This is a genomic window from Pusillibacter faecalis (assembly GCF_018408705.1).
GTDB lineage: Bacteria > Bacillota > Clostridia > Oscillospirales > Oscillospiraceae > Oscillibacter > Oscillibacter faecalis.
In genome coordinates this window covers 2,460,137-2,482,625 of sequence record NZ_AP023420.1, presented here as the reverse complement: position 1 = coordinate 2,482,625, position 22,489 = coordinate 2,460,137, and the positions used below count along the sequence as shown (strand labels likewise).

Below are 22,489 nucleotides of genomic sequence, written 5' to 3'. Positions count from 1 at the left end.
GCAAGCCAGCGGACGCCTTCCCCATTAACGGCTCTTCCTGCCAAACAGGGAGAGCATTCCACAGGCCAGGCCTACCCCCAGCATGGTAAAGCCGCTGTTGAGGTCGAGCTGTTTCATCATGGACAGCACCGCTACCGCCACGCCCATGGCCAGAGCCACCGCCCGGAGCGCCAGAACGGTGATCTCCCCGCGTTCTGTGCATCCCGCCTCGGGCGGAGTCTGCGACTGAACCTGCATCAGTTCATCCACCGATACACAGAACAGCTCCGCAAGCTTGGGCAGCGTCTCCACGGAGGGGCAGGACAGGTCCCGCTCCCATTTGGACACAGCCTTGTCCGTAACACCCATCCGCTCCGCCAGCTCCAGCTGGGTCATTCCCCGTTCTTTCCGCAGGGACGCAATCATCTGTCCCAAGGTCTGCCCACTCATGTTCCACATTCCTTTCCATCATGGTCTGTCTGTTACCCTATCATAATCCGCCGGTTTCCTCAACCGACCGCCAGTTCCTTTTCCGGAAACTTCCGGTGGAGCAGCAGGAAACCTGACTTTCTCCGTGAGGTAATTGTATCATGGGTAAACGCATTGTCATCGCCCTGGGCGGTAACGCCTTGGGCAAGAGCCTCTCCGAACAGATGGCCGCGGTAAAACACACCGCCGAGGCCATCGCTGATCTCATTGAAGATGGCCATCAGGTGGTCGTCGCCCACGGCAACGGCCCCCAGGTGGGCATGATCCAAAACGCCTTTGCCGCCTATCACCGCCAGGAGCCTCAGAGCGACGTGATGCCACTGTCCGTTTGTGTAGCCATGAGCCAGGGCTACATTGGCTACGACCTGCAAAATGCCCTGAAAACAGAACTGCTGGACCGCGGCATCCAAAAGGGCGTGGCCACGGTGTTGACCCAGGTGGTGGTGGACCAGGACGATCCGGCCTTTCAGAATCCCACCAAGCCCATCGGCTCCTTCCTAACGAAAGAGGAAGCGGAGGTCCTGGTCCGGGAAAAGGGCTATCAGGTGGCGGAGGACGCTGGCCGGGGCTGGCGGCGGGTCGTGGCCTCCCCCCAACCTCTGGCGGTGGTGGAGCTATCCACCATCCAGGCTCTGATGGACGCCGGCTCCGTGGCCATCGCCTGCGGCGGCGGCGGGATTCCCGTCTTCCTTCAGGATCGTCATCATCTCAAGGGCGCTCCCGCCGTCATCGACAAGGATCTGGCCTCCGAGCTGCTGGCGGAGCTGTTGGATGCCGACATACTGATCATTCTGACGGCGGTGGAAAAGGTGGCCGTCAATTTTGGAAAACCCGACCAGCAGTGGCTGGACCGCCTGACTCCGGCGGAAGCCCTTGTCTATGCGGAGGAGGGCCAGTTCGCTCCCGGCAGCATGCTGCCCAAGGTTCAGGCTGCTGTGAAATTTGCTCAGTCCAAGCCCGGTCGGGCCGCCCTGATTACTCTTCTGGAACGGGCCATTGACGGCATCCGCGGAAAAACCGGCACCCTGATTTCCATGTAAACACTTTCCTTGCAAAAAGCCAGGGACATTCCTTCAGAATGTCCCTGGCTTTTTGTCATACACCAATCCCCTGTACTTCTCTGTTTACCATCAGACGTATTCCGGGCGCATGCGGCCTGGTGTTTCTAACACAGCAGTCTTGTAATTTTCCCTAGCATTTAGTTGTCCTCTCTCAGCGGCCATTCTGCTGCTCGGATGTTTTCTCCACAACCTCCGGAGTGTCATTTTTCCCAAAAGCTTCTAAAATGATAAGATTATAGTTGAATTTTTTTTTGTGACCTTGTATGATGAAGGCAGGCGGAGTTCTTTCCGCCAAATTTTATCAAGAGTGATTGATAAGGAGGAAAGTAGAATGAAGAAGTTTCTTGCGCTGCTCCTCTCCCTGGCCATGGCGCTGAGTCTGGCCGCCTGCGGAGGAAACGACACCACCACGGATGATACCACAGATGACACCACGGAAGAGGGTTCTTCCAGCGTAAAAATTGGCTTGATCTGCATTCACGATCAGAACTCCGGCTATGACGCAGCCCACATTGACGGTCTGACCGCCGCCTGCGAGGCTCTGGGAATCGACGCCAGCGACCCTGAGCAGGTCATGATGCGCTACAATATCCCTGAGGATGAAACCTGCGAGGACGCCGCCATTGACCTGGCGGAAGCCGGCTGCAACATCATCTTCTCCGACTCCTATGGTCATCAAACTTACATGCTCAGCGCCGCCGAGCAGTATCCTGCCGTCACGTTCGTGGCGTGTACGGGTGATCAGGCCGGCGTTGCTGGTCTGGACAATTTCAAGAACCTCTTCACCAATGTCTATGAGTCTCGCTATGTATCCGGCGTTGTGGCCGGCATGAAGCTCAAGGAGCTGATGGACGCCGGTACCGTGACAGACCCCTATGTGGGCTATGTGGGTGCCTTCCCCTATGCCGAGGTGGTATCTGGCTACACCGCGTTCCTGCTGGGCATTCAGTCCATCGTGCCCGAGGCTCACATGGACGTTCAGTACACCAACAGCTGGTATGATCCCCCGGCGGAGAGCGAGGCAGCCAACATTCTGATGGCTCGCGGCTGCGTTATCATCGGCCAGCACGCCGACTCCACCGGCGCTCCCTCCGCCGTGCAGGCTGAATACGAGGCTGGCAAGACGGTTTTCTCCGTTGGCTACAACATCGACATGCTGTCTGTCGCCCCCGATGCCGCTCTGACCTCCGCTCAGAACAACTGGTCTGTCCTGTATCAGGACACCTTGGAGAAGTTCATCGCCGGTGAGGAGGTTCCCTCCAACTACGCCGCCGGTATCGCTGAGGATGCCGTGATGATCTCCGCCTTGGGTCCCAACTGCGCTGAGGGCACTCAGGAGGCTGTGGACGCCGCCTGGTCCGCCATCAAGGATGGCAGCCTGCAGGTCTTTGACACCAGCAAGTTCACTGTGGGCGGCCAGCCGGTAGAGAGCTATGAGGTAGATTTCTCCATCGTGGACTTTGCCACCGGCAATGTCATCTTCGAGGGCCCCACGGAAAACGTCATTGTGGACGGTGCTTTCCAGGAGTCCACCTTCCGTGCCGCTCCCTACTTCGATCTGCGGATTGACGGCATTACCGAGCTGAACAACAACTAATTCTCCACCCACTGGCGGGGCCGCGATGCGGCCCCGCCTTTGTGCTTGTTAAAAATGGGTACCAACTCTCCCTTACTCAAATTTTTTGTGTGCAATCCTAACAATTTTTTTGCCATTTTGGATTTACAGCAGATGCAATCCATGGTATACTTGCCATAGAAGCCTTTCCCAGGCGCTGGGGTCCTCATCGCACCGGCGCCTTTTTGAATTTATGCCCCGCGGCAGAAAGGATGGTCTTCTTGGAAACTGTTGCAGCGGTCCAAATGAAGCACGTGACGAAACGATTCGGCAGTGTTATTGCCAATGACAGTGTCTCCCTGGATATCAACAAGGGGGAAATCCTCTCTCTACTGGGAGAAAATGGAAGTGGCAAAACCACCCTGATGAACATGCTGGCAGGCATCTATTTCCCTGACAAAGGGGAGATTTTGGTAAACGGCTCCCCTGTTACCATTGCCTCGCCCAAGGATGCCTATGAACACGGAATCGGCATGATCCATCAGCATTTCAAGCTGGTGGATGTTTTCACCGCAGCGGAGAACATCGTCTTGGGGCTAGAGCACGAGGGAAAGTTGGACTTAAAGTCCGCCTCTGCCAAGATCACGGAAATTTGTAAAAAATATGGGTTTCACATTGACCCCTCCAAGAAGGTCTACGACATGTCTGTATCGGAAAAACAGACTGTGGAGATCGTGAAAGTTCTCTATCGGGGCGCGGAAATCCTGATTCTGGACGAGCCCACCGCTGTTTTGACTCCGCAGGAGACAGACCGCCTGTTCGCTGTGATGCGCAACATGCGCTCTGACGGCAAGGCCATGGTGATTATCACCCACAAGCTCCACGAGGTGATGGATGTATCTGACCGGGTCGCCGTTCTGCGCAAGGGCAAATACATCGGAGACGTACCCACAGCAAGCACCAATCCTCAGTCTCTCACCGACATGATGGTAGGGCGGGCTGTCACGCTGAATATTGACCGGCCGGAACCTCAAAACCCCACACCCCGGCTGGAGGTTCAAAATGTCACCGTTTATGATGCCATGGGTGTCAAGCGCCTGGACCAGGTGTCCTTCACCGCCATGGGCGGGGAAATTCTGGGCATCGCCGGCATCGCTGGCTCTGGCCAGAAGGAGCTGCTGGAGTCTATCGCTGGATTACAGCCCATGCAGCCCGGCGCCTCCATTCTCTACCGTCCCCTGGGGACCGCTCCGGAGGCCCCGGGCATGGAGCTGGTGGGGAAAACGCCTTTGCAAATCAAGCGAGCCGGTGTGTCCTTGGCCTTTGTACCAGAGGACCGGCTGGGCATGGGATTGGTTGGCACCATGGGCATGACCGGCAACATGCTGCTGCGCAGCTACCGGAAGGGCCACGGCGCCTTTACTGACCGCAAGGCCCCCAGGAAGCTGGCCGAGCAGGTCAAAGAGGAGCTGGATGTCATCACTCCCAGTGTCAATTTTCCCGTCCGGCGCCTCTCCGGAGGAAACGTGCAGAAGGTGTTGGTGGGCCGGGAGATTGCCCAGGAGCCCACGGTATTGATGACGGCCTACGCCGTCCGGGGCCTGGACATCAACACTTCCTACACAATCTATAATCTGTTAACAGAGCAGAAGATGAAGGGCGTAGCTGTGGTGTTCGTGGGTGAAGATTTGGATGTGCTGTTAGAGCTGTGCGACCGCATTCTGGTGCTGTGCGGCGGGCAGGTCAGCGGTGTGGTGGAGGCCCGCACCACGACAAAAGAAGAGGTAGGGCTGTTGATGACCCGTTTCAAAAAGGAGGCTGCTGAGGTATGAGTCATGTAAAATCTCATAGCAGAGAGCCTCTGCTGCGGATTGCCAAACGAGAAGGCATCTCTCGTCCCAAGGCTTACGGCGTCCGGGCTGCTGCGGTACTGTTGTCTCTGGTGGTCAGCGGCATCTTCATCTTCACTGTCACCAAGCTCAACCCCATCGCCGTGTATGAGGGGATTTATGACGGCGCTTTCGGCACTCCCCGCCGTTTCTGGGCCACAATCCGGGATACCATGATGCTGCTGTGCATCGGTGTAGGCCTGGCTCCCGCATTCAAAATGCGCTTTTGGAACATCGGCGCAGAGGGGCAGATTCTCATTGGCGGCGTCATTACCGCCGGATTCATGCGGTTTTACGGCGGTACAATTCCCACCCCCGTCCTACTGGTCTTGATGGCCGCCGTCTCCCTGACGGCAGGTGGTGTCTGGGGTGTGATTCCCGCCACCTTCAAGGCCCGCTGGAACACTAACGAGACTCTGTTCACCCTGATGATGAATTATGTCGCCATCCAAATCACCAGCTATTGTGTGGCCCTATGGGAGTTTCCCGTCGGCTCCAACACGGTGGGTGTGATTCACCAGCAGACCAAATACGGCTGGTTTCCTGAAATTTTCGGTCAGGAGTATGGTCTGAACGTCATCCTGGTGATGACATTGACGGTGGGCATGTACATCTATTTGAAATACTCCAAGCACGGCTATGAAATCACCGTGGTAGGCGACAGTGAGAACACTGCCCGCTACGCTGGCATCAGCGTTAAAAAGGTCACGGTCCGGACTATGGCCATTTCCGGCGCTATCTGCGGTCTTGCAGGCTTCATCGCCGTGGCCGGCGTGGGCCACACGATCTCCACCTCCACTGCTGGCGGCCGGGGCTTTACCGCCATCATTGTAGCGTGGCTCGCACAGTTCAACACATTTGTGATGATTCTGATTTCTTTGCTGCTGGTCTTTCTGCAAAAGGGTGCTATTCAGATTGCCACTCAGTTCGGTCTGAACGATTATGCCTCCAACATCATCACTGGCATCATCTTGTTCTTCATTCTGGGCAGTGAGTTCTTTATCAACTACCGTGTGATTATCCGTTCCAGAAAGGAGGGTGCGAAATGAGTCTGGGCTCTGATTTCATGGATCTGTTGATCCGGCTCCTTCAATCCGCCGTGTGCTTTGGCACCGTCATCATGTACGGCGCCCTGGGCGAGATTCTGACGGAGAAGTCCGGCAACCTGAACCTGGGCGTCCCGGGCATCATGTACCTGGGCGGCATCGCGGGCCTTGCTGCCTCCTTCTTCTATGAGTTCAACAACCCCTCCCCCTCCCCGCTGATATGCCTGCTGTTGAGTTTTGGGGCGGCGTTTCTGGCTTCGGCCCTGGGGGGGCTGCTATACAGCTTTCTAACCATTACGCTGCGGGCTAACCAGAACGTCACCGGCCTGACACTGACCATCTTTGGCGGCGGCATTGCCAACTTTTTCGGTGGAAGCCTGAATACGATGGCCGGCGGCGTGGGCCAGATTTCTGTGGCCGCCACCAGCGCCGTTTACCGGGCCAATCTCAACAACTCTACAGACCTGGGCGTCTTCGGCTCGCTGTTTCTCAGCTACGGCTTCATGGTGTATCTGGCGATTGCGCTTTCCATCGTCATGGCCTGGTTCTTAAACCGCACTCGGGCCGGATTGAATCTTCGCGCAGTGGGTGAAAATCCCGCTACTGCGGACGCGGCAGGTGTCAACGTGACGCGCTACAAGTATCTGGCCACCTGCGTGGGTGCCGGCATCTCCGGCATGGGCGGCCTGTACTACACGATGGACTACATCAAGGGCACCTGGGCCAACGACGGCACCATCGAATCCCTGGGCTGGCTGGCAGTGGCTCTCGTGATTTTCGCCATCTGGCGGCCGCTCAACGCCATCTGGGGGTCCTATCTCTTCGGACTGCTGTTCTGGGTTTACCTGATTATTCCGGGTCTGGGCCGGAGAGACATTGAGCTTTTCAAGATGCTGCCCTACCTTGTCACCATCCTGGTGCTGGTTGTGATCTCGCTGCGGAAAAAGCGGGAAAATCAGCCCCCCGCAAGCCTGGGTCTGCCTTACTTCCGAGAGGAGCGGTAATCCATGCCCTCTAATGACACGGCCGGTCTGATGAAATCAGACCGGCCGTGTTTTTGAAAAGATGAAGATATTTTACAAGCCTTTTCTCCTGCCAATTGGTATCATAGCTTCCAAGGAGGCGCGCATATGAAAAACGAGGTCAGAACCGCCGTCTACGACGGGACGCTACAAGTGGAAGCCTACCGTCTCCAGGGAATCGCTCAGCCCTTTCCAGCCCACTTCCACGACCACTATGTGATCGGCCTGACTGAGGCTGGAGAGCGCCGCATGATCTGCCGGGGACAGACCTGGACGCTCCAGCGGGGCAGCATGGTCCTCTTCTGTCCAGGGGAGCTTCATGCCTGCGTACAGGCAAATGCGGAGCCATTTGACTATCGAGGCATGAACATCCCCTCACAGGTCATGCTGAAAGAGGTTCGGGAGGCTGTTGGAAACACGGCCCTTCCGGAGTTTTCCCAGCCCGCTCTAGAGGATGCGGAAGCCGCCTGCTGCCTGCGGCTTCTCCACCAGGCGATCATGGAGGAGGACAGCAGCTTTAGAAAGGAAGAGCTTTTTTTGCTGTTGATCTCCCGGCTGCTCCAACAGTATGGACAGCCCCCTCCCCGCAGCGTTTCGGAGTGCCGGAGCGAGGTGGAGTCCGCCCGCGCGTTCATGGAGAAGCACTTTGCCGAACACTTGGATTTGGAGCAGCTGTGCGGCCTGGTACATCTCAGCAAGTCCACCTTGCTGCGGGCTTTCACACGCGCCAAGGGGATCACTCCCTATCACTATCTGGTAAACCTTCGGATTTGTGCGGCTAAGCGCCTTCTGGAGCAAGGCGCTTCTCTCCTGGAAGCAGCCATGCAAACAGGCTTTTCCGATCAAAGTCATTTCACAAACTGTTTCAGCCGATATATTGGACTAACGCCCGGCGCCTATCAGGAAATATTCACCCGGGCAGAGAAAAGAGGATGACAGATGGACTACCAAAACGAAAAGTGCGTCATGGTGATGGACGAGCAGCTGCCTGTCGGCATGCTGGCAAACACGGCGGCTATCCTGGGAATCACCCTGGGGCAGAAGCTGCCGGAGGTTGTGGGCGACGATGTAGTAGATCAGAGCGGACAGACGCACCTGGGGATCATCGCCTTCCCCGTCCCCATTCTAAAGAGGTCTCGGGAAGGCATCCGGGAACTGCTGGAAAAGCTCCGCCAGCCGGAATTTCAGGGGGTGGTCGCAGTAGATTTTTCCGAGTTGGCTCAGGGCTGTAAAACCTATTGCGATTATATCACGAAAATGGGAAACACTCCCGAAACGGATCTCTCATATCTGGGCCTTGCCATCTGCGGCAGCAAGAGGCTCGTAAATCAGCTCACCGGCAGTCTGCCGTTGCTGCGTTGAGAATATCACTCCCGTACTGGTCTTGTCTCATTACCCAGTTCTATCATTAGAGGGTTCGGCATACTGCCGAACCCTCTAATTTATTTATGATTTGGGCTCCTCAGATTCCCCCAGGGTAGCCTCAGCTGTCTCTTCCGCAGTCTCCGGTTCCTCCGTCAAAGGGCTGACCGCCTCCGTATCAGCGGTTAGCTGCTCCCGGGCCAGCCGGTTCACCAAGAGCCCCTCAGCCGTGCGCTTTTTAATCCTGATATTGTAAAACAGCATCAGTGCCGCCACAATCGCCAGTACCAGGCTCAGCGCCTGAGACACACGGATCGGCTGTCCCATAAACGTCCAGTCAAAGAGATAGAGACTGTCTGTCCTTAGCCCCTCAATCCAGAACCGGCCCAGTCCGTACCACAGGAAATAGAACCAAGTGTTTTCTCCGTCAAAACGGCGGCCCTTCGAAATCACAAACAGCAGCAGCCCCAGCCCCACCAGATTCCATAGGCTCTCATAGAGAAAGGTGGGATGCACCTCAATATATTGAGAGGAAGTAACCCACAGCCGCATCCGCCAGGGAAGATCCGTCAAGCCGCCGAAAGCCTCCCGGTTGATAAAGTTCGCCCAGCGGCCGATGATCTGTCCCAGAATCAGCCCCAGTACGCCCAGATCCGTCATAGCGAAGAAGGAGAGCTTCTTATGCCGGGTGTAGAAGAACACCACGATCACTGCCACGATCACCGTACCGTAAATTGCAAGGCCGCCGTCCCAGATGGCGACCATCCTGCCCCAGTTCAGGGTTCCATCTGCGTTTCGGTAGAGTTCCAGATTGAAAATCACGTAATAGATGCGGGAGCCGATGATGCAGCTTGGCACCGCCCAGAGAACCATGTCCAAAACATGATCCTCCTTGATGCCGTACCGCTTGGCCTGCTTCATGCAAAGCAGCAGACCCGCCAGCATGGCTGCCGCCAGGATGATCCCATACCAGTAGATGCCGTGCCCGACATGGATGGCGATGGGGTCCGGGTTGAACTCCCAGTCCCCGAAGAGGCCGGGAAAGCTGATAGGCATATCTTTCAACGCTTGCAACGAAGTCAAAATGGATGTTCCTCTCTTTCTCTCTTAGTCCTTGGGTGTGATCTCACTGAGGACCATGCGGTCAGGGCGCAGATTGTCCCGCAGGAAGGCGGCCACGTCCTCCCGGGTGACGGTGTCGAACACCTGGGGGAAGCGGAAGGGGTCGTAGCCGTGGAAGTACCCTTCCGTCAAGGAGACGGCGATGTTCTCAAAGGAGTTCAGCCCACGCAGATTGGAGCCGAAGGCGGCGCGCCGGACCTGCTGGTAGAAGCCCTCATCGATTCCCTCTCGGGCCAGGCGATCCACCTCCTTTTGGATCTCCACTGCCACAGCTCTTGCGTTCTTGCTGTCTCCGCCAGCGTAGAGATACGCAATCCCCGGCATCATTTCAAAGGCGCCGCCGAAGCTGGAATTGATCAAGCCCTGATCATAGAGCCGCAAATACAGCGGACTGGAATCTCCCAGCAGAATATCACAGGCCATGTCACCCAGCACCGCAAGGCGCAGATAGTCCTCTCCATCTGCCGCGGGGCGGCACTTAAAGCCCACCAGGAACTGGGGACTGGCCACCTCCATCGCCCGACAGGTCTCCGCCGCCGCCACGGTTTCCGGCTCCTCGCCGTAATCTCTGGGGATCGCCGGGCCGCCCTCCCGGGGCAGAATCCTACGGGCCATATCCGCCACATGGATCGGGTCCACATCTCCCACCACCGTCAGTATCATGTTGGAGGGGGTATAGAATGCCTTGTGGCAGTCGTAAAGCGTCTCCGCCGTGATGTGGGAAATGCTCTCCACTGTGCCGGCAATGCTGGTGCGGGCGGTGCTGGTATGATAGAGTGCCTGCATCATGCGGGTGTAAATCTGCCAGTCAGGATTGTCCTCAATCATTCGGATTTCCTGACCGATAATCCCCTGCTCCTTGGCTACGCTCTCCTCTGTGAAGTAGGGAACGGAGACGAACGAGAGCAAGATTTCCAGGTTTTCCTCAAAATGCTCCGTGGAGTCAAAATAGTAGCCTGTCATGGCGTTGGCGGTAAAGGCGTTTGGCTCCGCGCCGTTTTTCGCTAACTCCTGAAGAGCGTTGCCCTCCTTGGTGTCAAACATCTTGTGTTCCAGATAGTGGGCAATGCCCGCCGGTGTGTCCAGCCACCGGCCGTCCAGCTGAAAGCGGACATCCATGCCGCCGTAACGAGTGGCAAAAAAGGCGTATTTTTTGGCATAGCCGGGCTTTGGCACCACACAGACCTGCAGTCCGTTGGGCAGGGTCTCCCGATAGACGGACTCGCCGATACGCTCGTAAAATCTCTGTTTCATTGGGCTTCCTCCCCTCGCAGGAAATACACCGTGTCCAGGCGGACCGTCTCCATGGCCCGGTGGACCCGTTCCCCTGTCACCTCCCGGACCTGATCCGCCAGCTCCTCCGGCGTCTCGGATTGGCCGGTGGCCGCCTGGCCAAGATAAAAATTTTCCAGCTTTCCCTGGGAGTCCTCCATGGAGGCATAGGCATTGAGCAGCGTGCTCTGGGCGCCCTCCATCTCCCAATCCTCCAGCTTGCCGTTTTTGACAGCCTCCAGCTGGGCCAAAATCTCATCATACGCCCTCTGGAAATTCTGAAACTCAATGCCGGAGGAGACCGTGATCAACCGCTTCTGCCGGTGATAGAGGGAGGACGCATAGTAGCACAGGGACAGCTTCTCCCGTACATTCATAAAGAGCTTGGAGTTGCTGCTGCCGCCAAAGAGGGTATTGCCCACCATCATGGCGGCGTAGTCGTCGCTGCCGCAGGCAAAGCCCATGCCAAGTTTGCCCTGGGTCACATCCAGAGACTCCTCTACCCGCAGCACCTCCTGCCGGGCGGGATGGGGCCGATACAGGGCGATATCCCGCACCTGCTCCCGCGGCAAGGCGGCGAGAGCGGAGAGCAGCGCCTGCTCTACCCTTCTTTGCGGGGCGCTGCCGCTGTAGATCAACTCCAGGCGCGCGGTGGAGATCAACTCCTGATACAACGCGTACAATTGTTTGGGCTGCACGCTTTCAGCGCCCGCCTCACCGCCCAGGCGGGGAATCCCATAGGGCTCCCCCGCACACATCTCCCGCAGGAGGCGGCTGTCTGCGTAGTCCCGCTTATCGTTGACAAGGCTGCGGATAGCGTCCAGAAGGTTGGTCTTTTCACTCTCAAAGTAGGACGGCACAAAGCGGCCCCGCTCGGTCACTGGGTCGCAGATCAGCTCCCCCAACAGCTCTGCTACCGGCTCCAGCAGCTTTTCCCCGCCGGGTGCAAAGCTATCGTCAATCAGGCTCGCCACAAAGCCCACGCACTGATTCTCACCCTTTTTCCGAACCGTGGTCTCAATCCGGGCACCGTACAGCTCGTCCAAACGGGCGGAAAGGCTCCCCATATCCGGGCAGGAAACGGTGCCCCGCCGCAGTACGGATGGCAGCAGCGCATAGGCGGAGGCAGTCTCCTCCCGCAATGGCGTCACAAACTGGGCGGAAAGCAGACTCGTCTTAAACTTTTGAGCCGGCAGATACGTCAGGTATACGCCCTCAGCCAGCTTCGTTCTGGTAACTTCCAAATTCTCAGCTCCTTTGTTGGAATCCTATATGAACCGTATTATAGTATAGTCTTCCGCGCTTTTCAAACTTTTTTCCAAATTCGTCCCTGTCAGATTGTAACGCACTCTGCCAGATGTTAAAATGAAACCACCTCAGAAGAAATCCGCTTTTCATAAGGAGCTCCTCGATGCATCAGCGTTTTGAGAATCTCGTAACGGCACTTTTCCTCTTGGTCCTGGGGGCGGGGCTGTTGCTGCACGAAGGAGAATTCCCTGGATGCCGCCTGCTGTTGACCGCAGGCGACAGCGCCTTTCCCGCCAGCGTTGTTGGCAGCGCCCGCCACTGCCCTCACCGGCCAAAACCGATGGGGCTATTACGCCAATACTCGCAGGAAGTTTTCTCTGGCGACCATCGCTCGCTCCCTTTGGCTCATCCCCAGCTTTTCCAACCAGGAAAAAAAGGCCGGGATTTCCCCGCAGTCCTCCAGGCCCTGGGCCCCTTCGTTTCCCGGTCCGAAGAACTCGCAGAAGTCAAAGCCACAGGCTACGTGCTCCACACCCATGACATCCGCCATATGGGCGGCATGCCGGGCCAACATCTCCGCCGTCTGCTGCTCCGGATCGGCGTGGACAAATCCATGGTAGACGTTCACCCCCACCACACCACCGGTGTCCCGGATGGCCCGGAGCTGATCGTCCGTCAGGTTCCGCCGGACATCGCACAGAGCGCGGCAGTTGGAGTGAGATGCAATCACCGGCCCTCTGGCCAGACGGATCACATCGGCAAAGCCGCCGTCGTTAAGGTGCGATACGTCCGGCAGCATCCCCAGATTCTGCATTCTGGTCACTGCCTGCTGACCCAGGTCCGTCAATGGGGAATAGCGGTCCCCGCCAGCTCCTGTAGCCAAGGCATTCGTCTCGTTCCAGGTCAGCATGCCGATCCTGGCGCCAAAATCCGCGTAGCGGTTGATGCCGGTCAGATCCTCCCCGATAGCAGCCATGCCCTCTATGGCAAAAAAGGCGTATATCTGCCCCTGCTCTCTGGCCTGCTCCGCCCCAGCGGCGGTGCGCACTGCCGCGAGCCAGGGGCTTTCCACCACCTCCGCTCGCGTACAGCGCATCATCACAGCTGTACGGACCGCCGCACTCTCCATTCCGGGGATGTCTTTCCAGAAGGTCTCCTCTGCCGCTGTCGTCCACAGCGCCAACACCAGCCCCTCTACGCCACCCCGGCGCAGCCGGTCCAGATGATGTCGTTCCAGTACAAGCCGCTCCCCTTCAAGGCGCCGCCGTGTCACATCATATAAGAGGTCGGAATGTCCGTCCAAAACCATGTGCTCTCCCCCTTGTTATATGTTGTATCCAGTATACGCTGTTTCCCCCTCCGCCGCCACCGAAAACAGGAAAATTTCTATCAGTTTCTTCCGATTTTCCCCTTGACTTTTTTCAAAAATTCCTGTAAACTAATCCTCGTTGTAAAGTTCATGAGCTTTACAGAGAGGAGGACTCCCGTGAAAAATCAGACCTACCGCATGACGATGCTCTTCGATTTCTATGGAGAGCTTCTGACCCCACGGCAAAAGGAGTTCTTTGATCTCTATTACAATGAGGATCTGTCCCTGGCAGAGATTGCGGAAAATGCCGGTATCTCCCGTCAGGGCGTGCGGGATGTCATTGTTCGAGCCGAGGCCGCCATGCAGGAGGTAGAGGACAAAACCGGTATTATCAAACGGTTTGAAGCCCAGCGGCCCCATCTAGACGCGATTGAATCCGCCGCCGCCGAGGTGCAGACCATCAACTACCGGCAGTATGACAATCCCCGGCTGACGGAGCTGGTGGAACTGATCCATACGGAAACCGCCGCTTTAAAGGATTGACACGATGGCATTTGAAGGACTCTCTGAAAAACTCAACGCCACATTCAAGCGTCTGCGGGGCAAGGGCCGCCTAACGGAAAACGACGTCCGGGAGGGCATGCGCGAGGTACGTCTTGCGCTGCTGGAGGCAGACGTGAGCTACAAGGTGGTCAAGGAATTTGTTGCCACTGTAACAGAGCGGGCTGTTGGAAGCGATGTGTTGGACAGCCTGACCCCCGCCCAGCAGGTTATCAAAATCGTCAACGAGGAGCTGACGAACTTGATGGGCGGTGCCAACGCCAAGCTCTCCCTGGCCAGCAGCGGCCCCACCGTTGTGATGATGGTGGGCCTCCAGGGCGCGGGCAAGACCACCACCACGGCCAAGCTCGCAGGGCTTATGCGCCGCCAGCTGGGAAGACGGCCGCTTCTGGCTGCTTGTGACGTGTACCGCCCCGCCGCTATTGAGCAGTTAAAGGTGGTAGGGAGCCAGCTGGACCTGCCAGTCTTTGAACAGGGCCAGGGGGACCCGGTGGAAATCGCCCAGGCCGCCCTGCGCCATGCCAGAGACCATGGTAATGATCTGGTCTTTCTGGACACTGCCGGCCGGCTCCATGTGGACGAGGCTTTGATGGACGAGCTCAAGCGAATGAAATCCGCCGTCCACCCTCATGAGATTTTGCTGGTGGTGGACGCCATGACCGGCCAGGACGCGGTGAACGCCGCCTCCTCCTTTGATGAGGCGCTGGGGATTGACGGCGTGGTGCTCACCAAACTGGACGGCGACGCCCGTGGCGGCGCGGCACTTTCCATCCGGGCAGTCACCGGCAAGCCCATCAAATTTGTAGGCACCGGCGAGAAGCTGGAGATGATTGAGCCCTTCCATCCGGACCGGATGGCCTCCCGTATCCTGGGCATGGGAGACATGCTCTCCTTTATCGAAAAGGCGGAGGCGGCCTTTGACCAGAAGCAGGCCGCCAAGCTGGAGGAAAAGCTCCGCAAAAATCGCTTCACCCTTCAGGATTATTACGACCAGCTCCAGCAGATCCGGGGCATGGGCGATCTCAGCCAGTTGGCTGGCATGATGCCTGGGCAGCTGGGCCGGCAGCTCCAAGGCGCCAGCATTGACGAAAAGCAGATGGCCCACACCGAGGCTATTATCCTCTCCATGACACCGCTGGAACGGGAGAATCCCCAGATTCTAAACGCCAGCCGCAAGCGGCGCATCGCCGCCGGCTGCGGGCTGGAGGTGGTGGACGTAAACCGCCTACTCAAGCAGTTCGACGCTATGCAGCAGATCGTTAAGCAATTTTCCAAGGGCCGCGCAGCCGGCGGGCGGATGCACGGTTTTGGCCGGAAAAAGCGTTTGAAGTAACATGCCTTCCGGCGGCAATCCAACGGATATAAGTGCTCTCGCATTTATAGATATAACTCATATTTCACATTTACGGAGGTACAACATGGTTAAGATCAGACTGCGCCGCATGGGCGCCAAGAAGGCCCCTTACTACCGCGTTGTGGTAGCGGATTCCCGCTTCCCCCGCGACGGCCGTTTCATTGAAGAGATTGGCACCTATAACCCCTGCGTCTCCCCCGCCGCCATCAAGATTGACGCCGAGCGCGCCAAGGAGTGGATCAAGTCCGGCGCCCAGCCCACCGACACGGTCAGAGCTCTGCTGAAAAAAGTGGATGTCCTCTGATCCGGAGGGCGGATCATGAAGGACTTGCTGCTCTACATTGCCAGAAACCTGGTGGATGATCCTGACGCAGTCTCCGTTACGGAGGTCCCAGGCGACGAGGAGCTGACACTGGAACTGCGTGTCGCTCCCGACGACATGGGGAAGGTCATTGGCCGTCAGGGCCGCATCGCCAAAGAGATTCGGACTGTGGTCCGGTCCTATGCTCAACGCACCGGCGTGAAGGTTTCCGTCGACATTGTGGACTAAAAGAGAGAGGCGGTGCTGTGCACCGTCTCTTTTCATCGATCCAGCAGCTTGTCCTCCCGCATATCGCCAGATGACCTCCTACACTTCTTCCGCGAGCGGCGCCTTTCTCCAGCGGCGGCCTTCCTCGATCACCGCTTGGATAGCTTTTTGGCTGGCGGCATCCAGCGGTGCGGATTCCTAAAGCGCCTGGCGGAGCAACATTTTTCCGCTCCGCCTGCACCTACGCTCGTTTTGCAGCCGGCTTCCGCTCCAAAAAATCCCGAATTTTCTTATTCCTCTCGTTTCTCTCGTGCAGTCTGATACGCTTTTTGCTGTGGAAACACAAGCGGCCACTTGTCTATCTCTGAAAAAAAGGGTATACTGTCGTTATCTAGCTAAGAAGGAGACGCCTCCATGAAATTGGAAACCATCAAAGTCGGCCGTATCGTCAATGCCCATGGCATTCGGGGCGAGGTCCGGGTCCAGCCCCGGGATGGCGATCCCGGCTTTTTGACTCGCTTTAGAACCTTTTATATGGATGGCCGCCCCATAACCCCCACCGCCGTCCACGTCCACAAAAACGTTGTGCTGATGAGGCTCCCCGGTGTGGAGGACATGAACGCCGCCCTGTCCCTCAAGGGAAAGGAACTCTATATCCGCCGGGAGGATGCCCAACTGCCTCCGGGACAGTGGTTTGACGACGAGCTGCTGGGGCTTCCTGTATTCGACGAAACCGGCGAGCGGTTAGGAGAGCTGACCGCAGTGGAGAACTATCCCGCCCACAAGGTCTACACCGTGCGGGGCGAGCGGGAGTATCTGATTCCCGCCGTGGAAGGCGCTTTTATCTTGAGTATCGATATGGACGCGGGGCGGATGACCGTCCGAGTGTGGGAGGGCATGTGATGGAAATTGACATCATGACCCTCTTTCCTGAGGCGGTGGACGCCATGCTGGGCATCAGCATCCTGGGCCGCGCCCAGGAGCGGGGCCATATCGCCATCCGCACCCACCAGATTCGCTCCTACACCACCAACAAGCAGATGCAGGTGGACGACTATCCTTACGGCGGCGGACGGGGCGCCGTGATGCAGGCGGACCCCCTCTATCGCTGCTGGGCTTACATCCTGGAGACCCACGGCCCTGGCCGCACCATTTTCATGTCTCCCTGCGGGCGCACCTTTGACCAGGAGGCCGCCAAGGAACTCAAGGCCCGCTACGACCATCTGATTCTGGTCTGCGGCCACTACGAGGGGGTGGACCAGCGCTTTTTGGATGAGTGCGTGGATGAGGAGCTCTCTTTGGGCGACTTCGTCCTCACCGGCGGCGAAATCGCCGCTATGGCGGTGACGGACGCGGTGTGCCGCATGGTCCCCGGCGTTCTGCCGGACCCGGAGTGCTTTGAGGAGGAATCCCATTGGAATGGCCTGCTGGAGTATCCCCAATACTCCCGCCCCGCCGTCTGGCACGACAGGGTCGTGCCAGAGGTGCTTCTCTCCGGCGACCATGGCAAGGTAGCCGACTGGAGGAAAAAGGAGAGCTACAAGCGTACCATGCGCCGCCGTCCGGACCTGTTCGCCAAATTTGACGAGTCCCAGCTGATCACCAAGGCAGAAAAAAAAGTCCTGCAGCAGGCCAAAGATGAGCTGGCCGCCGAGGACCAAGCATAGGAAAGCCCGGTGCAGCGTGCCGCACCGGGTTCTTTCTCAGTTTCTGGAGCATTTCTCCGCATCAATGGCTAGCACCAGCATCAGCACGCACAGCGCATCCATGGGGTTGGCCACATCGATCACGTAGGTGTCCGTCCACTGCAGCAACTCCTTGGAAATTCTGGCTACCAAGGCGCCGCAGGGTTCTGTTACCGTGTAATCCCACTCCAGGAAGCTCCCCTCCACCTGCCAGCCGTTGCAGTCGATGTCAAAGCGGGGGGTGAAGAAGGTGAATTCCTTTTGAATGCTGCCCACATACTCTCCGCCCAGATACATCTCAAATTTTGGCAGAAAAGTCAGCACCCGCTCCTTCACTGTGCCCACATGGTTCCCTGCCGCGTCCAGGATATGCAGGCAGTGGCCCCATGCCAGCTGGCCCTCGACCGTGTAGACGGCCGCTCCGGAGTCATCGTAAATATCATAACTGTCAAACCAGGAAAACAATCTCTGCTTGAAATAAAGCCGCATAATGCCGCCTCCCGCATCCATGATTATTTCATGATACCAGATTTCCGCCGGCAAAGCGTTACAAAAAAATGACAGCCCTTACAACAGTCGAAAGCCCTCCGGCCCTGCCCGGAAGCTCTTGCTGAAATATACCCCCATAGCCCGGATCAGATAGACAGTATCTGCCGCACCCGCCAGCTCATAGGCCGCGTGCATGGCAAGCTGGGGAAGTCCCACGTCCACACTGTGGACAGAGAGGTGCGCGGTGCTGATGTTGCCCAGGGTAGACCCACCAGGCAGATCCGCCCGGTTGCTGTAGCGTTGCACCGGTACGCCAGCCTCAGCGCAGATCTGGCGGAAAACGGCGTCGGATACGGCATCAGTGGTGTAGCGCTGGGCGGCGTTGTATTTGATCACTACGCCGCCGCCCAATACCGGAGCCTCATTGGAGTCGGCGTACTCCGGATGGGCGGGATGCACGGCATGGGCGTTGTCTGCCGACACCAGAAAGCTGTTGGCCACGGCTACCTGGAAGTCCTCTTCTCCCCTGCCAAGTGCGCCGTTGATCCTCCGCAACACGTCTTGTAGAAAGGTGGAATCCGCCCCTTGGCGGGTACCGCTGCCCACCTCCTCATTATGGAAGACTGCCAGCACCGGGACGCTGCCGCTCTCCGCCGCCTCTAAAAAGCCCTGGAGGCAGGCGAAGACACACTGAAGGTCATCCAGTCGGGGCCCCGCCACAAACTCTTTGTGAATCCCGCTCAGCACGGCTTCCGCCCGAGGATAGAGATACAGATCGGTGGAGAGCAGGTCCTTCTCCCCAACGCCTGCTGTCTCCGCAATCAGGCGCCGGAAGGCCCCCGGTTCCCGCCCCAGTCCCAGTAGGGGCAGCAGATCTGTATGAGGTTTCAGCACCGTCCCTTTGTTTACCTCCCGGTCCATGTGGATCGCCACACTGGGAATCACCAGCAGGTCCTGGTCCACGTCCACCAGCTGAGATATGATCGCTCCGTTCCGACGCACCATCACCCGTCCGGCAACAGACAAGGGGCGATCCAGCCAGGAACGCATCACCATGCCGCCGTATGGCTCCACGCTCAGCCTCAGGCAGTTGCCGGCGGAGGACACCGCCTCCCGCACCTTAAAAGAGGGTGAATCGCTATGAGCCGCTGCCAGCATGAATCCCACGGCCTCCTGCCGGGGAAGGCGGAACGCAATCAGGCTGGCATCTCCCCGGAGTGCGAAATACTTCCCACCGGAGGTGAACTGCCAGGGCTGCTCCTCCCAGAGCCGGATATAACCATTCGCAGCAAGTATCTGTGCCGCCTGGTCCGCGGCATGGTAGCAGCTGCGGCTTGCATTTAAGAACTTCAAAAGCTGTTTGATTTCTTCCATATTGATCTCTCCGTAATCTGCATCAAATTCTGCCGGAATCACCCAAGACAGCGGGTTTATTGGTCTGCCTCTCTCTCAAAGATGATCTGATAGCACCATGCGCCGTAAATTCCCATCTTTTCATGAAAGGGAACCACAACCTGCTTGAGCCGCCAGCCCTTTTGCGCCTCCGCGGCAATGACTTTCTGGCATTCCCGCCAGGCATCCCCGCGCGCCGTCTTCCCCGCTTTTCTGGCGGGGATCTCTAAAAATTGATATTCATATTGTCGCATGGATTCGGAAGCCTCCTTTTTAAATATCACTTTCATCAGGGATGATGATATCATAAACGACCGTCTCTCACAAGGCAATCAGCAGCACTCAGAGGCAGGTGGTTGCGGTTTTAGCCCTAGCATGGTACAATAGCTGCAAAGCAGCCATTGTACATGGATTTTGCAGACGCGCCACAAGGTGCTGCACCTATGGTATCATACGCCAAGCATCTATGGTACGCCTGATTTCGACGGTATTGTGCGTCTTATACCATAATGCCCTCCTCTGTGGAGCTCTACTCTCCCCTTTTTTGGCTGTGGTGAAAAGCCTGTCATTCCCCTGTCCCGGGTTGTTCCCAATCATGTTCAAGGTAAACCCTGAACATAAGTACCCGGTCATTGGTTTGGCGTTTTATGCCAATTTAATTCTGTAAGCAAGAAAGAGATTCAATTCCTATGATTATCATGGACTTAGAGTGGAATCGCAGCTATGACAAGATTCCGCTGGAAGAAATACTGCAGATTGGAGCTGTTCGGCTGGAGCGAATGGGCGGCCCCATTGTGGACACCTTTTCTGTCTTCATTCGGCCTTGTGTACATAAAAAGCTCAACCGCACGGCCAAGGCTCTTCCTGAACTACAGCGCGCCCTAAATTCCAAAGTCCGGTTTCCCGCCGCGCTGCAGGCCTTTTCAGACTGGTGTGGGGAGGAGACGGTTTTTGCCGACTGGGGCGGGGACGATTTTGAGGTTCTTCGCCAAAATTGCGCTTACTGGAAGCTTTCCGCGCCAAAGCCCGTTCAGCTCATTGACCTGCAGGCTGCCTTTTCCCTTCGGGTAGGAACCAGCCAGGGTGTGGCGCTGTATCGTGCCGTGGAATACTGCGGCATCCCTGCCTCCTTCACCTTTCACAATGCCCTCAACGATGCGATGTACACTGCGCTCCTAACCGCTTGGGTTGGGCCGAATACCCTCTCTTTGTTGACGCTGCCCAAGGAGGTTCGCCGCTTGGCGGACAGTCCGGAGTTTCCACCCCAGCCCCGCCGGAGGGTGGGGCCCTATCCCTCTTTGATGGCTGCACTCAATGGTCGTAGTTCTCGTCGTTTGGCCTGCCCTCTGTGTGGCGAGCCGATATGGGTGCGACACTGGTATACCGCTGCTCCGGACCGCTATTACGCTGATTTCCGTTGCCGCGCTCACGGCAGCTTTCTCTGCCGCCTTACGCTCTCTCCCATGGAGGGCGGCCAGTGGCAGGGCAGGCTGGCGGTACCAGAGGTGACGCCTGCACTGCTTGAAGATTTTGGCGGAGCCATTCATGCCGGCCCCCTGGACTGTAAGGGCATCCGCCGCAAGAAGCGTCCGCGGAATTCGTCAAAGCGTAGAGCTACGGCTGACCACTCTGTCTCCTGAAGTGGCATACTCCTGTAACTGAGAGGCCGGTCCCACCGGGACTGGCCTCTCAGTGTCTCTTTGTCTGGCACAAAAATTCCCACCTGGTCAGAAAGCTGGTTCGGGCATTTTGTTCCAAGATTTACTAAAAGATTTTCCATCCGAATGCCGGTTTACAATATTGACAATCCGGAAAAAATGTGTTACAATTCGGTTACAATTTTTAAAGGAGTGTTTCCATGGCAGCAAACAAAACCGCAACTGCAGAGGGCCTCATTTATAAAGGCCACCCGCTCCGCCGGGTAGACAATCTGATCTACTACGGGACGATGGCTGAAAAATATATCATTATGATGCAGGTGCTGGACACCAAAAAGGAACAGGACCTGGATTTGGCTACCAAGGTTTCCATCCAGCTGCAGCTGACTGATCCGGAGCTGAAATCCCGGGATCGGGTTGTGAAAAAGAGCGAAAAGAACAGTCTCTACGCCGCTATGGACATCGCCGCCATCTGGCTGGAACGGGCTTTGGCCGGCAAGGAAAAGTAAACAGCGTCACACGAAAGATAACAACAAAGAAAGGATGTACACCCATGACACACTTTGCTGGTAAGATGGTGCGTATGCTGTTGCTCAGTGCCATCTCTACTGTGCTGCTGGCAGGTTTTGCCGCAGCCGCTGAGTCTCAACAGGCTGTTGCCGTGGGCGCAACAACTGGTTCCTCCCTGCGTCTGCGGGCAGATGCCTCCACCTCTGCTTCTGTGATCACCACACTGGATCAGGATGTGGCCGTTGCCGTGCTGGATGACTCCATCGACGGATGGTATAAGGTCAATTACAACGGAAATGTCGGTTATGTATCTGCTGACTACCTGGTCATCGATCAGGACAACGTCTTTACATCCTATGGCCGTGTCAGCGGCGACGGTGTGAACGTCCGTTCCGCTCCCTCCACCAGCGGCGGTACGCTGGCCACCGTCAATGACGGCGCCATGGTCACAGTTAACGGTTTTGTGGACGGCTGGTACGATGTCACCTGTGAATACGGTACGGAGGGATATATCCGCAGCGATTTCCTGGTGCTGACCAACTCCAGCTCCTCCTCGAGTGACATTGTCTCTCTTGCCAAGCAGTATCTGGGCACCCGCTATTCTTACGGCGGCGCTTCCCCCAGCGGCTTTGACTGCTCCGGTTTTACGATGTACATCTACGGCCAGATGGGATATTCTCTCCCCCACTCTGCTACCAGCCAGTGGCAGAGCGGTATCGGCACCAAGGTATGGAGCATTGATGCTCTGCAGCCCGGTGACTTGGTGTTTTTCAATGATCCCAGCCGCAATGCGGGCAAGGCCTGCTCCCATGTAGGCATCTATGTGGGCGACGGAAAACACATCCACTCCTCCTCTTCCAGGAGCGGCGGTGTCATCATTAGCGATCTGACCAGCGGGTATTATAATACATATTTCATTGGCGGTATTCACGTCTAAGAAACCATTCTGGGAGGCAC

The 22,489-nt window shown here is 57.1% G+C and carries 24 protein-coding genes; 16 read left to right on the top strand and 8 right to left on the bottom strand.

What is annotated here, in order from left to right:
- Positions 1-24: 24 nt before the first annotated feature.
- The gene (locus tag KJS55_RS12350) at positions 25-429 is read right to left on the bottom strand and encodes a helix-turn-helix domain-containing protein (RefSeq protein WP_213543409.1); all 405 of its coding nucleotides are present in this window, start codon (positions 427-429) and stop codon (positions 25-27) included.
- Positions 430-569: 140 nt separating this feature from the next.
- On the opposite strand from KJS55_RS12350, the gene arcC reads away from it, so the two are divergent.
- The 7 genes from arcC (at position 570) to KJS55_RS12315 (ending at position 8,403) form a co-directional block, all read left to right on the top strand.
- Entirely contained in the window at positions 570-1,508 is a 939-nt protein-coding gene (gene arcC, locus KJS55_RS12345) for a carbamate kinase (RefSeq protein ID WP_187030470.1), read from the top strand.
- Between the two features lie 352 nt (positions 1,509-1,860).
- The gene (locus KJS55_RS12340) at positions 1,861-3,126 is read left to right on the top strand and encodes a BMP family ABC transporter substrate-binding protein (protein ID WP_187030468.1); all 1,266 of its coding nucleotides are present in this window, start codon (positions 1,861-1,863) and stop codon (positions 3,124-3,126) included.
- A gap of 239 nt (positions 3,127-3,365) precedes the next feature.
- Positions 3,366-4,916 carry an ABC transporter ATP-binding protein gene (locus KJS55_RS12335; protein ID WP_346345692.1) on the top strand — a complete coding sequence of 517 codons (1,551 nt, stop codon included), beginning with the start codon at positions 3,366-3,368 and terminating at the stop codon, positions 4,914-4,916.
- Positions 4,913-6,022: an ABC transporter permease gene (locus tag KJS55_RS12330; RefSeq protein ID WP_187030464.1), complete on the top strand. Its 1,110-nt coding sequence runs from the start codon at positions 4,913-4,915 to the stop codon at positions 6,020-6,022. The genes KJS55_RS12335 and KJS55_RS12330 overlap by 4 nt, the downstream gene beginning before the upstream one ends.
- 17 nt (positions 6,023-6,039) lie before the next feature.
- Positions 6,040-7,023 carry an ABC transporter permease gene (locus KJS55_RS12325; RefSeq protein ID WP_187030825.1) on the top strand — a complete coding sequence of 328 codons (984 nt, stop codon included), beginning with the start codon at positions 6,040-6,042 and terminating at the stop codon, positions 7,021-7,023.
- Positions 7,024-7,149: 126 nt separating this feature from the next.
- A complete protein-coding gene (locus KJS55_RS12320) occupies positions 7,150-7,977 on the top strand; it encodes a helix-turn-helix domain-containing protein (RefSeq protein ID WP_187030462.1) in 828 nt (275 codons plus the stop codon).
- A gap of 3 nt (positions 7,978-7,980) precedes the next feature.
- Positions 7,981-8,403 (top strand): DUF2000 domain-containing protein, encoded by a 423-nt coding sequence (locus KJS55_RS12315; protein WP_187030460.1) that lies wholly within the window; start codon positions 7,981-7,983, stop codon positions 8,401-8,403.
- Positions 8,404-8,487: 84 nt separating this feature from the next.
- Here KJS55_RS12315 and lgt read toward each other — a convergent pair whose 3' ends face one another.
- From lgt to KJS55_RS12295, 4 genes are all read right to left on the bottom strand, one after another.
- A complete protein-coding gene (gene lgt, locus KJS55_RS12310; protein WP_228300532.1) occupies positions 8,488-9,459 on the bottom strand; it encodes a prolipoprotein diacylglyceryl transferase in 972 nt (323 codons plus the stop codon).
- A 51-nt stretch (positions 9,460-9,510) separates the two neighbouring features.
- Positions 9,511-10,779, bottom strand: a complete 1,269-nt coding sequence (gene yfmH / locus KJS55_RS12305) for an EF-P 5-aminopentanol modification-associated protein YfmH (RefSeq protein ID WP_187030458.1) — start codon at positions 10,777-10,779, stop codon at positions 9,511-9,513.
- The gene (gene yfmF / locus KJS55_RS12300) at positions 10,776-12,041 is read right to left on the bottom strand and encodes an EF-P 5-aminopentanol modification-associated protein YfmF (RefSeq protein ID WP_213543407.1); all 1,266 of its coding nucleotides are present in this window, start codon (positions 12,039-12,041) and stop codon (positions 10,776-10,778) included. Before yfmF ends, yfmH begins: the two co-directional genes overlap by 4 nt.
- 353 nt (positions 12,042-12,394) lie before the next feature.
- Positions 12,395-13,354: a dipeptidase gene (locus tag KJS55_RS12295; protein ID WP_213543406.1), complete on the bottom strand. Its 960-nt coding sequence runs from the start codon at positions 13,352-13,354 to the stop codon at positions 12,395-12,397.
- Between the two features lie 177 nt (positions 13,355-13,531).
- Here KJS55_RS12295 and ylxM point away from each other — a divergent pair, with 177 nt between their 5' ends.
- From ylxM to trmD, 6 genes are all read left to right on the top strand, one after another.
- On the top strand, positions 13,532-13,897 hold the full coding sequence (gene ylxM / locus KJS55_RS12290; protein WP_187030452.1) for a YlxM family DNA-binding protein: 366 nt from the start codon (positions 13,532-13,534) through the stop codon (positions 13,895-13,897).
- Between the two features lie 4 nt (positions 13,898-13,901).
- Entirely contained in the window at positions 13,902-15,248 is a 1,347-nt protein-coding gene (gene ffh, locus KJS55_RS12285) for a signal recognition particle protein (protein WP_187030450.1), read from the top strand.
- Between the two features lie 85 nt (positions 15,249-15,333).
- Positions 15,334-15,573: a 30S ribosomal protein S16 gene (rpsP, locus tag KJS55_RS12280; RefSeq protein ID WP_187030448.1), complete on the top strand. Its 240-nt coding sequence runs from the start codon at positions 15,334-15,336 to the stop codon at positions 15,571-15,573.
- A 15-nt stretch (positions 15,574-15,588) separates the two neighbouring features.
- Positions 15,589-15,819, top strand: coding sequence for a KH domain-containing protein (locus KJS55_RS12275; RefSeq protein WP_187030446.1), 231 nt, complete (start codon positions 15,589-15,591; stop codon positions 15,817-15,819).
- Positions 15,820-16,212: 393 nt separating this feature from the next.
- A complete protein-coding gene (gene rimM / locus KJS55_RS12270; protein WP_213543405.1) occupies positions 16,213-16,701 on the top strand; it encodes a ribosome maturation factor RimM in 489 nt (162 codons plus the stop codon).
- Entirely contained in the window at positions 16,701-17,465 is a 765-nt protein-coding gene (gene trmD, locus KJS55_RS12265) for a tRNA (guanosine(37)-N1)-methyltransferase TrmD (protein WP_213543404.1), read from the top strand. Before rimM ends, trmD begins: the two co-directional genes overlap by 1 nt.
- 36 nt (positions 17,466-17,501) lie before the next feature.
- Here trmD and KJS55_RS12260 read toward each other — a convergent pair whose 3' ends face one another.
- From KJS55_RS12260 to KJS55_RS12250, 3 genes are all read right to left on the bottom strand, one after another.
- Complete coding sequence (locus KJS55_RS12260) at positions 17,502-17,972, bottom strand: LURP-one-related/scramblase family protein (protein WP_187030441.1); 471 nt, start codon at positions 17,970-17,972, stop codon at positions 17,502-17,504.
- A 78-nt stretch (positions 17,973-18,050) separates the two neighbouring features.
- Positions 18,051-19,346, bottom strand: a complete 1,296-nt coding sequence (locus KJS55_RS12255) for a M18 family aminopeptidase (protein WP_213543403.1) — start codon at positions 19,344-19,346, stop codon at positions 18,051-18,053.
- A 56-nt stretch (positions 19,347-19,402) separates the two neighbouring features.
- Complete coding sequence (locus tag KJS55_RS12250) at positions 19,403-19,618, bottom strand: DUF4177 domain-containing protein (protein WP_187030437.1); 216 nt, start codon at positions 19,616-19,618, stop codon at positions 19,403-19,405.
- Positions 19,619-20,053: 435 nt separating this feature from the next.
- Here KJS55_RS12250 and KJS55_RS12245 point away from each other — a divergent pair, with 435 nt between their 5' ends.
- The 3 genes from KJS55_RS12245 to KJS55_RS12235 all read left to right on the top strand — a co-directional run bounded on the left by KJS55_RS12245 (position 20,054) and on the right by KJS55_RS12235 (position 22,469).
- Positions 20,054-21,004, top strand: coding sequence for a 3'-5' exonuclease (locus KJS55_RS12245; protein WP_213543402.1), 951 nt, complete (start codon positions 20,054-20,056; stop codon positions 21,002-21,004).
- Between the two features lie 218 nt (positions 21,005-21,222).
- Entirely contained in the window at positions 21,223-21,531 is a 309-nt protein-coding gene (locus tag KJS55_RS12240; RefSeq protein WP_187030433.1) for a hypothetical protein, read from the top strand.
- A 44-nt stretch (positions 21,532-21,575) separates the two neighbouring features.
- Complete coding sequence (locus KJS55_RS12235; RefSeq protein ID WP_187030431.1) at positions 21,576-22,469, top strand: C40 family peptidase; 894 nt, start codon at positions 21,576-21,578, stop codon at positions 22,467-22,469.
- The last annotated feature ends 20 nt before the right edge of the window (positions 22,470-22,489 follow it).

What these genes read in the sequence shown, in the direction of transcription:
- KJS55_RS12245 (WP_213543402.1), top strand. Translation starts at nt 20,054, where the DNA reads ATGATTATCATGGACTTAGAGTGGAATCGCAGCTATGACAAGATTCCG.
- KJS55_RS12260 (WP_187030441.1), bottom strand. Translation starts at nt 17,972, where the DNA reads ATGCGGCTTTATTTCAAGCAGAGATTGTTTTCCTGGTTTGACAGTTAT.
- KJS55_RS12315 (WP_187030460.1), top strand. Translation starts at nt 7,981, where the DNA reads ATGGACTACCAAAACGAAAAGTGCGTCATGGTGATGGACGAGCAGCTG.
- KJS55_RS12340 (WP_187030468.1), top strand. Translation starts at nt 1,861, where the DNA reads ATGAAGAAGTTTCTTGCGCTGCTCCTCTCCCTGGCCATGGCGCTGAGT.
- yfmH (WP_187030458.1), bottom strand. Translation starts at nt 10,779, where the DNA reads ATGAAACAGAGATTTTACGAGCGTATCGGCGAGTCCGTCTATCGGGAG.
- KJS55_RS12320 (WP_187030462.1), top strand. Translation starts at nt 7,150, where the DNA reads ATGAAAAACGAGGTCAGAACCGCCGTCTACGACGGGACGCTACAAGTG.
- lgt (WP_228300532.1), bottom strand. Translation starts at nt 9,459, where the DNA reads ATGCCTATCAGCTTTCCCGGCCTCTTCGGGGACTGGGAGTTCAACCCG.
- rimM (WP_213543405.1), top strand. Translation starts at nt 16,213, where the DNA reads ATGAAATTGGAAACCATCAAAGTCGGCCGTATCGTCAATGCCCATGGC.
- trmD (WP_213543404.1), top strand. Translation starts at nt 16,701, where the DNA reads ATGGAAATTGACATCATGACCCTCTTTCCTGAGGCGGTGGACGCCATG.
- rpsP (WP_187030448.1), top strand. Translation starts at nt 15,334, where the DNA reads ATGGTTAAGATCAGACTGCGCCGCATGGGCGCCAAGAAGGCCCCTTAC.
- KJS55_RS12255 (WP_213543403.1), bottom strand. Translation starts at nt 19,346, where the DNA reads ATGGAAGAAATCAAACAGCTTTTGAAGTTCTTAAATGCAAGCCGCAGC.
- KJS55_RS12235 (WP_187030431.1), top strand. Translation starts at nt 21,576, where the DNA reads ATGACACACTTTGCTGGTAAGATGGTGCGTATGCTGTTGCTCAGTGCC.
- KJS55_RS12295 (WP_213543406.1), bottom strand. Translation starts at nt 13,354, where the DNA reads ATGGTTTTGGACGGACATTCCGACCTCTTATATGATGTGACACGGCGG.
- KJS55_RS12240 (WP_187030433.1), top strand. Translation starts at nt 21,223, where the DNA reads ATGGCAGCAAACAAAACCGCAACTGCAGAGGGCCTCATTTATAAAGGC.
- KJS55_RS12325 (WP_187030825.1), top strand. Translation starts at nt 6,040, where the DNA reads ATGGATCTGTTGATCCGGCTCCTTCAATCCGCCGTGTGCTTTGGCACC.
- ffh (WP_187030450.1), top strand. Translation starts at nt 13,902, where the DNA reads ATGGCATTTGAAGGACTCTCTGAAAAACTCAACGCCACATTCAAGCGT.
- KJS55_RS12275 (WP_187030446.1), top strand. Translation starts at nt 15,589, where the DNA reads ATGAAGGACTTGCTGCTCTACATTGCCAGAAACCTGGTGGATGATCCT.
- KJS55_RS12350 (WP_213543409.1), bottom strand. Translation starts at nt 429, where the DNA reads ATGAGTGGGCAGACCTTGGGACAGATGATTGCGTCCCTGCGGAAAGAA.
- arcC (WP_187030470.1), top strand. Translation starts at nt 570, where the DNA reads ATGGGTAAACGCATTGTCATCGCCCTGGGCGGTAACGCCTTGGGCAAG.
- KJS55_RS12330 (WP_187030464.1), top strand. Translation starts at nt 4,913, where the DNA reads ATGAGTCATGTAAAATCTCATAGCAGAGAGCCTCTGCTGCGGATTGCC.
- KJS55_RS12250 (WP_187030437.1), bottom strand. Translation starts at nt 19,618, where the DNA reads ATGCGACAATATGAATATCAATTTTTAGAGATCCCCGCCAGAAAAGCG.